The sequence below is a fragment of the Pseudoalteromonas sp. SCSIO 43088 genome (assembly GCF_023650795.1).
Classification (GTDB): domain Bacteria; phylum Pseudomonadota; class Gammaproteobacteria; order Enterobacterales; family Alteromonadaceae; genus Pseudoalteromonas; species Pseudoalteromonas shioyasakiensis.
This window is the reverse complement of record NZ_CP072676.1, coordinates 306,641-318,924: the sequence shown is the minus strand read 5'-3', so window position 1 is coordinate 318,924 and position 12,284 is coordinate 306,641. Positions and strand designations below refer to the sequence as shown.

10 protein-coding genes are annotated in these 12,284 nt (G+C 41.3%); 4 read left to right on the top strand and 6 right to left on the bottom strand.

The window, feature by feature from the left end:
- Positions 1-45: 45 nt before the first annotated feature.
- The 6 genes from J8Z28_RS19205 to J8Z28_RS19180 all read right to left on the bottom strand — a co-directional run bounded on the left by J8Z28_RS19205 (position 46) and on the right by J8Z28_RS19180 (position 7,487).
- Positions 46-1,593, bottom strand: coding sequence for a S8 family serine peptidase (locus tag J8Z28_RS19205; RefSeq protein ID WP_250660809.1), 1,548 nt, complete (start codon positions 1,591-1,593; stop codon positions 46-48).
- Between the two features lie 12 nt (positions 1,594-1,605).
- Entirely contained in the window at positions 1,606-2,187 is a 582-nt protein-coding gene (locus J8Z28_RS19200; RefSeq protein WP_058584534.1) for a hypothetical protein, read from the bottom strand.
- A 456-nt stretch (positions 2,188-2,643) separates the two neighbouring features.
- Positions 2,644-3,126: a hypothetical protein gene (locus J8Z28_RS19195; RefSeq protein ID WP_250660808.1), complete on the bottom strand. Its 483-nt coding sequence runs from the start codon at positions 3,124-3,126 to the stop codon at positions 2,644-2,646.
- Positions 3,127-3,207: 81 nt separating this feature from the next.
- Positions 3,208-5,829: a zinc metalloprotease gene (locus J8Z28_RS19190; RefSeq protein ID WP_250660807.1), complete on the bottom strand. Its 2,622-nt coding sequence runs from the start codon at positions 5,827-5,829 to the stop codon at positions 3,208-3,210.
- The gene (locus J8Z28_RS19185) at positions 5,829-6,440 is read right to left on the bottom strand and encodes a hypothetical protein (protein WP_062565860.1); all 612 of its coding nucleotides are present in this window, start codon (positions 6,438-6,440) and stop codon (positions 5,829-5,831) included. Before J8Z28_RS19185 ends, J8Z28_RS19190 begins: the two co-directional genes overlap by 1 nt.
- Positions 6,441-6,887: 447 nt before the next feature.
- Positions 6,888-7,487 carry a hypothetical protein gene (locus J8Z28_RS19180; protein WP_250660806.1) on the bottom strand — a complete coding sequence of 200 codons (600 nt, stop codon included), beginning with the start codon at positions 7,485-7,487 and terminating at the stop codon, positions 6,888-6,890.
- A gap of 241 nt (positions 7,488-7,728) precedes the next feature.
- Between J8Z28_RS19180 and ndk the strand changes: the two genes are divergently transcribed.
- The 4 genes from ndk (at position 7,729) to J8Z28_RS19160 (ending at position 12,283) form a co-directional block, all read left to right on the top strand.
- Complete coding sequence (gene ndk / locus J8Z28_RS19175) at positions 7,729-8,160, top strand: nucleoside-diphosphate kinase (RefSeq protein ID WP_036972405.1); 432 nt, start codon at positions 7,729-7,731, stop codon at positions 8,158-8,160.
- A 170-nt stretch (positions 8,161-8,330) separates the two neighbouring features.
- Positions 8,331-9,461: a dual-specificity RNA methyltransferase RlmN gene (rlmN, locus tag J8Z28_RS19170; RefSeq protein ID WP_250660805.1), complete on the top strand. Its 1,131-nt coding sequence runs from the start codon at positions 8,331-8,333 to the stop codon at positions 9,459-9,461.
- 114 nt (positions 9,462-9,575) lie between these two features.
- On the top strand, positions 9,576-11,399 hold the full coding sequence (pilW, locus tag J8Z28_RS19165) for a type IV pilus biogenesis/stability protein PilW (protein WP_250660804.1): 1,824 nt from the start codon (positions 9,576-9,578) through the stop codon (positions 11,397-11,399).
- Positions 11,396-12,283, top strand: a complete 888-nt coding sequence (locus tag J8Z28_RS19160) for a RodZ domain-containing protein (RefSeq protein WP_250660803.1) — start codon at positions 11,396-11,398, stop codon at positions 12,281-12,283. Before pilW ends, J8Z28_RS19160 begins: the two co-directional genes overlap by 4 nt.
- The last annotated feature ends 1 nt before the right edge of the window (position 12,284 follow it).

Here is a 12,284-nt window from a genome sequence, read left to right as displayed (position 1 = left end):
AAGCGCCATAAGCGCTTTGGTCATAACAACAATATAGGGGAGTAGTTAGTGGGCTGAGCCATCTCCGCCACGTAATACGTTATTAGATGCTTTACATCCATTTTCAGCGATATAATCAACAGCCGCTTTGGCTTGCACTATGCCCCAGCCGTAAGCATGATCATAACCCATATCCCCCTGATCATCGGCAGATGCCCTCAGTGCTAAACGAATACCATTCGCAGAACACTCAGGATAATTACTCCATACCAATGCAGCTTCGCCGGAAACATGAGGGGTTGCCATCGAAGTACCTGATTTAAAGTCATGATCTGAAAACTCAGCGACTGTTATTGTGGTTTTCTTACCGAGGTTGTCCATTAAATTAAGACCCTCATTTCTTGTCACAGAGCCAGCAATCATAGAAGTAGGGTTAATAGTGCCGATTAGCTGGCTTTGGTTATTATTACGAATAATAACTCCCACACCGCCATCCGCTTCACACTGCTCTACTTTTTTATAAAACGGAATTTCCCCTCGTTCGATTAGACAGATTTTTCCTGTTACATCTCCACAGCTCTGAGTACCTAAACCACAATCAACGAGCTCCCCTGTCACAGTACCAAAACGCGAGCCATCCATACCATAATATTGGAAATTAACAGTATCTTGCGTGACATTAAATTTTGAAAAGCGCGCGCGGTCAACAGGCACAGTTGAGAAAATATTAACGCCTGGCGCTGATAGTTCAATTTGACTGCTTCGCTGAGAAAAGCTTGCATGATTTTTAGTGCTATCAACCGCTGCAACTGAAATCACACTGTCATAAGAGGCAGGGTAGCTATGTGAAGCTTCACCAGCATTTCCTGCTGCCGCAACCATTAATATATTTGCACGAGCAACTTTATCTAACGCTTTTTCTTCAATCGGGCTTGAGTATTTTCCACCAAGGCTCATTGAAATAACCGTTGAACCGGCTTGCTGGCACTCATCAATCGCACCGGCTAAATCCGAAGCGTAAGCCCAGCTACCATTACCTGCAAAAACACGCACAATGTGCATATCAAGGGAATGATCATCGACAATCCCTGTCGTACCAAATTCATTGTCGATTGCGGCAATCGTGCCAGCAACGTGAGTGCCATGACCAAATGGATCTTGATACCACACACCAGCACCACCATCGTCTGAGCCTGTAACACCAGCACTCGGCAAATCTGGGTGCTCTAAGGCATAACCGCTATCGATTACACACACTTTTTGTCCGCCTTGATATTGAACTTGATCAGCTTGAACCATCGATAAACCATACGGAATATATTGCGAAGCGCCTTCAGACATTAACTTTCTTGGTACGTCAGGGTAAAAAGTCTTTAGGTTTGTAAGCCCTGAAACATTGGCTAACTGAGTTTTATTAATCGAAATTGCAAAACTTTCTAGTGAACTAAGCTCTTTTTCTATTTTAATATTATTTGATAACAACTCAGATTTAAGCGCTGAGGCTTTATTACTATTTGCTTCTAGAACAATTCGCATTGATTGATCAGCTAAAGAAGGAAAACTATAAGCAAGAGCAATGCTTGCCGCTAAAACTGTTTTTTTATTTATCATCATTAAACTCCTTCTCTACTCTGCGTTGTCGTCATTTTTGCTACTTGGGCAATCTTTCACTTGTACATTGCCACTTATTGTTCCGGCATTGTTATAGCCTTGGTATGGACCAGACTCGAGTAACATCACATTCAATAACCCATTTGCACCAAATCCAGATTTAATACCTTCAGAAATATCCATCATGCATGCAAAGCCAACCCCCTCTCCAGGCAGGCTAGGATTGGTTGAGTTATAATTAAACTCAACTTGATACATCCCCTCAGTGCAAATATCTTGTTTGCAAAATAATCGCTCATCACCAGACTCAGCCCCATCAGGTGATACTGGATCTTCACTACATAAGCCTGCACCATAAACCTGTGCGTTAAATGATACTCCTCCAGATTGTTGCCAATCTAATGCAGTTACATCTTTGTAATTTACTTTTCCGCTTACTTCTCCATCACAACGAGCTGCATGTGCTGTAAACACAGCTTTTCCAGCCCCACCCTTTGAATTAAGAGTGCCGCCAGCGTTAACTTGAGCGTCTAACTTTGCACATCCACCCATAATAGCGAATGATGTGATTAACAAACCTAACTGCGCTTTTTTCATATTAATTCCTTGTTGTTTGTTTTTATTAAAAACAGCTAAAACCACTCAATAATAAAATATATTTAATTTATACAATTAGTTATGAGTGACAAAACAAGTAATAGAGGAAGTAAAATGAGAATTCAACACACTAAAAAGGGTAAAAACCATGGCAAGAAAAACGATTAAATTTACTGTAAAAAAACACCTTAATTAACAATGTATTAAAAACATATTTACACAATATAAAAGTGTATCAGTCTGTACCAAAATGTAATCAAGCACTTAAATATTATAAACACAGACAAAAACTAGCACTTTAGAACCACAGAAATTAAACTAAGTGAGGACTTATACAGAAAAGAAAAAAGGTGACCAATCCTATGGCCACCTTTTTAGATCAAACTCAATTAACTATCCAGGGTAATTGGTTTTGATTTGCTAATGTTAACAGCAAAGCCCTTAACATTGATATTTTTATACGCCAGTTAAGCGTTTTCGGCGTTTTTTCCACAATAAGAACTGATAACCAAGTAGGCCATCGGCCTGAATATTGATCCGCCCACCTGCGGCTTTTATTACTTGCAATTGCTTTGGCTTATCGTCGAATTTGAATTTATATGACGTCAGTGTTTTCTTAATCAAACTAATGGCAAGCTCGTGCTCTTTTGCAGCCTGAATGGTGACCATTTCATCCTGATTAAAGCGGTACTTAATTTGTTTATTTGTTGCGATTAGTTTCGGCATCAAATTAGCGATATGTTCATTCCAGTGCGCAGACTTTTTTGCGTATTCCATTGAAGCCGCTTCATCTAGCTCCCATGTGGTCAATAGCTCTTCAGGAACATTAAACCCTTTGTTGGTTGAGCTTGCAGCTTGATGGGTTTGCGCACTAGCTTGATCAGGAATAAAGCTTAGAATACATAACCATATTATTGTTATTAATGAACTTTTATACATTAGCAGGCCTTTGTTACAAAGATATTGAAATAAAGGCCCAGCCACCTAGCCGGACCTTTAAGCGCTTAACACAAAATGGTATTAGTCATTAATATGTGCGCAGCGGCCAAATTCAGCACCTGCCGACACCGCATCAACCACTTGCTTAGGGAAGCTAAGTTCACGGTCGCGGCCGTTATCACATACAAATGCCTTATTCGCGTCAATTTCTATTGATAAAACTGCGCCAGCAATGCCAGCCATGATTTCAGAACCATCAGCACTTAGACCAAACATGTTATCGGTAAGCAAGCCTTTTGCTTCAGTAACCCCCTGCTTAGCAAAGAACTCTGCTGATGACATCCAGCCAATACCTTTTAAATAAATAGCGCCAACAAAACCGCCAGATAGAGGGCTACCAGCGCGTCCGGTGATCATCGATAAGTCCTCATTTGCATCAAGAACCATCACTGAAGGTAAGCCAAATCCTAGTTCAACTAATTCTTCATGGCTGTAGCCTAGGTCGCAATAGTTGGTCCAGAAACTTATCGCAGGAATGTTGTCACACCAACGTAAGCTACCAATTTTTTGAGTTGTATTGGTTACTGTATCCCATACTTTAACGCCAGCAGGACGACGGTTTTCGATGGCGCCAAAGGCGACATAACGACCATTTTCAGAAATAACTGAATTGTCGATTGCACCAAACTCCGTGTAGGTATCAACAAGCTCGCCATTTACCCAGGCAATTTGCGTAAAGCCATTCGTTGAACCTGTAATGGTTTCGCCATTACCAGAGATACGATCTGCTCGTGCCCATGCCGTACGACGAATTTGCTCATCGCCATTCATAATAGCGATTTCTTTACCGCTACCATAAGAACGGTCAACCATTTGGGTGCCAGGTAAAACGCTTGCTTTACCCGTGTTTGCATCCCAAACAGTAGGCATACCAACTGAACGCGCAGCTTCGCCTTCAGCACAGCGATTTGAACCATCGTATGGGAAGCGTGTTGTACCAACAATCAATTTACCATCATCATCCATATCCCAGATGCTATGTGAGCTTTGCCCCTGCTGACTTGAAAGCGAGCAACTATTCCCCGTTAAATCTTCAAGCATTGATACTTTGCCAGAGTTTATATCCCAGACGCCGCCTTGCATCACTCCATTATCATTAAAGTGTGCGGTAATAGCAGCTTTAGTGGCTGTTTTGTTCATTGCTGTGCTTGTAGAGCTTAATAAAGCGTAGCCATCAGGGCTTACTAAAGTATCAAACGAATTAGTCGCACTGTCGTATAAGAAAGGAATACCCGAAGAGGTTGTTCCAAGTGCTTTTTTACCGTTTTTAGCGTGATCCATTACAAACGCTGAAATCAGTGGCGTATATTGAATACCATCTTGATAACCGTTGAAGAACATCTCAACTTGTTTAGTTTCACCCGCTGAAACAACTATCTCTGTCATCGCACAGGCATTATCTATTCCCGGGTTTGCACTTTCGTTGTCATTCCAATATTCAGCTTCAGAAAGAATATTCGTTTGCTGAGTTGGATAACCACCGGCATTGATCTCTTGAGTATAAAGAGCATAACGTGCCCCAGGCGTTAAGCCATTAATGGTAAATGAGCCATCTGGGCCGATACGGCCTTGTGTCATGTTACCTGACTGTTGGCTGATCACATCTTCGTAAGGGTTATCAAGGTTACGCGCTATTAAATTCACCCCTGAGTACTCTACTCCCTCTTTTGTTAAAAGCTTACCTTGAATAGAGCCAAACTGTGATTTGTACTCACTGGTAGGATAGAGATCTGAAATATTAACGATGTCATCTTTCACATTAATGGTGTGTTGATTTGCACCAGCACTGCCGCGCACATTAATAAACGGAAACATGGTCTCAATGGCAGAATAATCCAACATACTAGAGCTGGTAAATTTAGTGACACCCTCACAACCTGGTACACCGTCGTATTGCGGACTATAGCTTGCCGACATATACACTAAATGGCCATTTGCTTGCGAGTGAGACATATTGATCGCATGCCCAAATTCATGGGTGAATACCCCACCAACTTGCGTGCCATCGGTATCACTGATATCAACAAACCAGCCATTCATTAAAGCTGTCGCTTCGATAATTTCGCCAGTTTCTTCATCGGCCCATTCAGGGAATGCAATACCTAAAACAGCGCTTCTTGGCACACCAAAATAGTTTTCTAAAATGCCACCATCAGTGTCGTAATTGACCCAAAAGCCATAACCGTTTTCAACACCATAAATTTGATCAACATTTTCTGCTGTCACATCCGCAATGCCTGTTTTCTCAAAAATCGTGCCCTGTACTGACATCTCGAAAGTCGACGTTTCTACATCAGACCACTCTTTCACAGCATTCGCCGTTACTTTGTTGGCTTGCTCAATCGTTAAAAACGTATAATCTCGGTCAAGTTCAGTGTATGCAGGGATCACTGTGCCATCAGGTAAGGTAACATCAACGTTAAATACAGTGCCTTTTTCAAGTACAGTGAAGGTTTCGACATCGTTACCGTCTTTATCTTTGATAAGTTGGCCGCCATCTGTCCACACTGGAATACTGCCTTTTGAGGTGTCCCATTTATATGGCTGCATTGTCGGTTCATGAATATAAAGTGGGCCACCGGCTAACGCACCTGTCGAAATAGTTGCAAGGGTTAATGCTGCTGCGATTTTAGAAAATTTCATTATTGTTTTACTCCAGACAGTTCACCTACTAAATCCATAAAAACTCCCACATCGACTGCACCTGGTGTGGTTAAGAGATTTTGTTGCTCTGCTGATAAGCTGCTGGTATCTAACCCTTCAAAAACGCCTTTGTTAGCAAAAATGTTTTCTACTTTGCCATTGCGCACTACAAATTTACCTTGAGCTAAACCAACGGTCGTTTGAAACCCTGTGATTGATGCTGGCTTATACATAAAGGCAATCACTTGTTCGCCTTCACGCCATTTAGAAAAGCCCTCTGGTGTTGCACCTAAATACACTTTGCCATTGCCCATAGAGCGGGGCTTGATCAAGCCAAACTGACGAAAAGTGTAATTTGAATCGTCTTTTAACTTGCCTTTTGCATCTGACGAAACCTGAATAGTCACTTCGGTATAGGGACGATTATTATCAAAACCATCTGTTACGCTTACCACCTGGCCAGCAATAATGCTCTGTGACTCAACAGCCATCTCTTTTAAGTTTTGTTGTTTTAGTTTCATTGCATTGGCTGCGGGGCTCAAAGTCAGCATGGTGCCAAGTGCAAAAGCTGACGCGCATGACAACTTAGAAAGTGCACTGCGTAGTTTCATTGTTCTCTCCTTTGATTATTCAAAATAAAAATGGAAGTAAGATTTTTGGTTTATAAAAAATCAATTCACTAATATTTTATGATTGAATAAGTTCAGGAATTCACGAAAAAACATGTAGCGTTTTGTACACTTAAATTCAACATTTCGATTACAGTTTTATTGTTGCTATTTTTCTCTGAAAAGATAGATTAAAGATTTAAATTAAAAGCAGATATTATTGATTTTAAATGATTTAAAATACCCCCAATTTATCATCGAAAATTAGCTTACCCGTACAAAAGTGAACAAAAGGTTAACAATGACAATTGATGTTTTTACACTTTTAAGATGCATTATGGAAATGGTAAATTAATAGCAATTAGCTTAGCTAAGTGAGCACGTTCTAAGCGAGTAGAGATTGGGTATGTCAGCAGAGAAACCCGCTGACATTAAGTGAAGAATAGTAAACTAAAACAGCTGAATTTCTTCAGTTTCAAGCGCAAAGGTTTTGCCATTTGCAAAACTTATATCGATATAAAAAATATGACTACTCTCAACTTCAGGAGCTTGGTTAGGTTTTAGTTCAATAAATATAGGTGCTGTAGTGGGTAATACGCTCGTGAAGTCTTCTACATTGGCATAGTTGCCATCACTGTAATAATCAAAATCAGTAACAAACATTTCCGTAATATCAAACACACTATTTAAACTCATACCCGCAGTGAGTTCATTGTTGTAATCAGCGCTTGAGTATATATTAATCGCTGTAATGGTGTTCGCGCTCCCTAGTACCACTGCAGGGATAGCACACTCAGCACACTCAGCATACTCTTTATTAGGGTCGGGCTCATTTCCTTCACTATAAACACCTTCACCAATACCACCTAATTTAATGGTATAGGCATCATAAGCAAGTGCTGTATTAGCTTCGCTTTGCTCTGGGGTTACAACATAATTATTAATATCGATTGCAATGGGGTAAGGAGAGCACTCAAGCTCATCGTTTGAGTCTGAATTACAGCCCGCTAAACAGCTTGCAAGTAGAGTGACCAGTAAAAGATTTTTCATTATTGTCCTTATTAGTTTTATCATTTCCTGAGTTAATAATTGCCCATAAAATAGACCACAACAAGTACTTAACTGCTAAAATTCGCTCACACTTTATACCCGTGTTGCTATACATGGTTAGGGTTCATGAAAATGCCATCAAATGACTATTTAATTAAATTAGGAATTTTCACGTAAAGCGCGTATAATTCGCGCCCGTTAATATTTAACCTTTTAAATTTAAAATTATTGGAGCATAAAGATGGCTTTAGAGCGTACTTTTTCAATCGTAAAACCTGATGCAGTTGCTAAAAACCACATCGGTGCTATCTACAACCGTTTCGAAACTGCGGGTCTTAAAATCGTTGCAGCTAAAATGGTTCACCTTTCAAAAGAAAAAGCTGAAGGTTTCTACGCTGAGCACAGCGAGCGTCCTTTCTTCGGTGCTTTAGTTGAGTTCATGACATCTGGTCCAGTAATGGTTACTGTTCTTGAAGGTGAGAACGCAGTTCTTAAAAACCGTGAAATCATGGGTGCTACTAACCCTGCTGAAGCACTAGCTGGTACTTTACGTGCTGACTACGCAGACAGCATCGACGAAAATGCTGTTCACGGTTCTGACGCTGTTGAATCAGCTGCACGTGAAATCGCATACTTCTTCGCTGACGAAGAAATCTGCCCACGTACTCGTTAATTTCGAGTTCACAGCTAAGTCTGTGATGCAGAAGAAAAAGGGCTTTCGGGCCCTTTTTTAGTCATTAGCTAAGCTTATTGTAAATATGTTTAGCTAATGACTAAGTCGATTAAATAATGTACAATCGCGCACCCAAACTACTTACCACCGTCACTGATTGAGGTTGTTTCATGACCACTGAAAAAAAGATTAACTTATTAGATTTAAACCGAGATGCAATGCGTGAGCTTTTTGTATCATTCGGTGAAAAGCCATTCCGTGGCGATCAGGTGATGAAATGGATTTATCATTTTGGCGTAGACAATTTTGACGACATGACAAACGTCAACAAAAAGCTAAAAGAAAAACTAAAAGCTGAATGTGAAATTGTTGCTCCTGAAATCTCAGTTAAGCAAGTAGCAAGTGATGGCACCATCAAATACGCTCTGATGCTACAAGGTGGCCAAGAAGTAGAAGCTGTTTGGATCCCAGAAAAAGACCGTGCAACTTTATGTGTTTCATCACAAGTAGGTTGCGCCCTTGAATGTACTTTCTGCTCAACAGCACAACAAGGCTTTAACCGTAACTTATCAGTATCTGAGATCATCGGTCAGGTATGGCGTGTTGCAAAAGACATTGGTTTAGATGGCGATAGCACTAAGCGACCAGTTACTAACGTGGTAATGATGGGTATGGGTGAGCCATTACTAAACCTTAAAAATGTAGTACCAGCAATGGAACTTATGATGGACGACTGGGGTTTTGGTTTATCAAAGCGTCGCGTTACTTTAAGTACCTCAGGTGTGGTACCTGCTCTTGATTTATTAAAAGAGAAAATTGACGTAGCGCTGGCTATTTCACTTCACGCGCCAAACAACGAACTACGTGATGTACTGGTACCAATTAATAAAAAGTACCCTATCGAAGAGTTCTTAGCGGCGTGTCGTCGTTATATTGATGGCTCTAAAGCAAACAAAGATGTGACTATCGAATACGTTATGCTACAAGGTGTAAACGACAGCACAGATCAAGCACACGAATTGGTTAAAACTCTTAAAGGTACACCTTCAAAAGTGAACCTAATTCCGTTTAACCCATTCCCAGGTAATGAATATGGCCGTTCGAGCAACAGCCGCATCGACCGCTTCTCTAAAGTATTACAAGCAGCGGGAATTACCTGTATTGTTCGCCGTACCCGTGGTGATGATATTGACGCAGCTTGTGGGCAATTAGTGGGTGATGTTGTAGACCGTACTAAACGTTTAGCGAAAAAGAAAATGCGCGAAGATAACGCTATTGCGGTAAATGTTCACCAAGCATAAGCGTAACTTTTAAAGATAAGCCTTTGTGACAAACTCGTTATTTTTAAAATAATAGATGCAACACAAAGGCTTTTCGGTAAGATAGGCATACGGAATCAAAGAAGAGATTAGGTAATGCGTTCTATACTTGCCATTACTGTTAGTGCAATAGCATTAACAGGGTGTGTTACAGAAAACAGCTACAATGGTAGCGACAGACCCGTTGTTGAAAAAAAGATTAATAATACCGGTGCTGCTCGTACTCGTATCGCCCTTGCGTTACAGTACTTAAAGACAGGCAACAACTCGCAAGCAAAATATAATCTAGAACGTGCCGCAGACTTTGCCCCTGACCTTCCTGAAGTACACTATTCTTTAGCTTATTACTATCAACAGGTTGATGAACCTGAGCTAGCAGATAAAGCCTATCAACGCGCACTAAAAATCGCCCCTAATGATCCGAACACCTTAAATAACTACGGTGTATTTTTGTGTGGCATTGGCGAATACGACCGCGCAGCAGAAGAGCTTCTTAAGGCGATTTCAATTCCTAGCTATATCCGTGTAGCTGAAAGTTACGAAAACTTAGCCTTGTGCGCGATTGAATTTGATGATTTTGAAAACGCAGAAAAATACCTTAAGTCAGCACTAAATCACAGCTCACAGCGTCCTTCTTCAATGATAAGCCTTGCTGGTTTGTATTACGCAAAAAGCGATCTTCATAAAGCTGAAGATATCATTGAAAAATACGAATCTTTAGGCCGAGTAACACCTCGAGCACTCATGCTCAGCTACTTAATTCAGCAACGCATGGGCCATATTGAAAAAGCTGAAACAACGGCAGGTATTATTCTACAAACCTATCCAGGTTCAGTAGAAGCGAAAACCATTTCATCTGGGCAAACTAAACGCTCAGAATTTGAAGTTCTACGAGAAAAATACCGTCAAGCGCAGCTTGAAGAACTGAAAATTTCAAGCGATAACAGCACGGTTAGCAAAGATCAGCCAAAAATTCGCATCGTGAAAAGAAAAGCGCCTGCTAAACAAGCTGTTGTTGCACAGGCGTCAGTGGCTGCTACCGGGCAAAGCCTTGTAAAGACCACAAATGTTCCAACAACTTATGAACAAACTTCTCTAGTTGAGCAGCCAACTGTAAACAAAACTCAACCCGAGCCACAAACTGTAGCGCAAAGTAATAAGCAGGTGCCTACTGAGGTAAACTCAGACAGCGAAGAAAAGCCCGTAACAGAGACTTTAGCCTCTTCACAAACGAGCGATACAACGCCAGAGACGCTCACAAAGCAAACTGACGAAGGTTTCCAAACAGTTTCCTCTCGTAAAGTTGAACAAACTCCAGTTATTGCAAAGCAGCAAACAGACGCGCAAACACCAGTGCAAAGTAATGATGAAGTGACCATAGTGTCATTTGGTGCACCGCAAACGCCAAGCGTTCAACAACAAACGCCAGCAAACTCGCAAAATACCAAAAATGATGCCAGCACTGTGGTGTTTTACGAAGCAGAAAAAGACGAAAACGTATTTAGTGGCAGTCAAACAACGGCGTCAACCGCAAATAGCACTGATTTTAGCGTGACAAACGAGCCGCTTAACTTACCCATGCTGAACGCAAATGTACCGGCGCTGAATATCCCGTATCATATTATTGAAAATGGTGAAAACCTCTTTAGCATTTCGGTGCGATACAATGTTAAACTACAGAAGATTTTGCTGTGGAATGGCTTAAAAGAATCGGATCGTGTACAAAACGGTACTCGCATTTATTTGAACGATCCGAACATTTATCACGACATCAATGATGGCGACACACTCTTTAGCATAGCCACACAGCATAGCGTATTGATCGATCAGTTAATGCGCTGGAACAAATTGAGCCCAGATGTCGCCCTAGAACCTGGGCATAGACTCTTATTGGTAGATCCAGACTCATACGCATTATGAATGAAGAAAACAATTTAGAACAACCACAAGAAACGCTTGGCCAAGCGCTAAAAAAGCGCCGCGAAGACGCAGGAATGAGCCTTGAGCAACTTGCTGGTGCATTAAAGTTATCAGTTTTACAGTTACAACGACTAGAAAACGACGAGCACGAACTACTAGGCCCTGCGACCTTCGTAAAAGGTTATATCAGAAGCTATTGCCGTGAGCTTAAAATCGATAGCCAAGCCATGCTTGAATTACTGCCTGAGCACGTTGAGCCTGAGAAAAAGTCAAAAATGCAGAGCTTTTCTCGCCGCACAGAAAAAGAAGCACATGACAGCCGTTTAATGCTGTTTAGCTACTTTATCTTAGCGGTGATCATTGGCTCGTCTGTGTTTTGGTGGTGGCAAAATAGCAACCAGAATATCGAAGAGCCGGTCACGACTGCGATGCCAAATCAACTTGAAAGCAGTGATATTTCACCTGACTTAACTGTAGAAGCACCAGCTGAAGAAACCATTCAACCACTCGCTGAAGGCGAGCAAGAAATCGCTCAGCCTGAAGCTGATGCCCCAACGACCAGCAACGAAGCACAAAATCAAGCTGCATCACAAAACCAATCTGCTGCTCAGCCACAAACTGAAAAGGCAGATCCTGAGCACAGCGAAGTGGTGATGCACTTCAATGAAGATAGCTGGGTAGAAATTCACGATGGCAACGGCGATCGCATCGCTTTTGGTGTTAAAAAAGCAGGTTACATTATGACAGTAACCGGCCCACAGCCGTTTAATGTAGTATTAGGCAAGCACCAAGTAGTCGATATCACTTTTCAAGGTCAAGCCGTCGATACCTCACATTTTGCCAAAAATCGCTTAGCTAAATTTACTTTACCGTTATCAGAGTAAC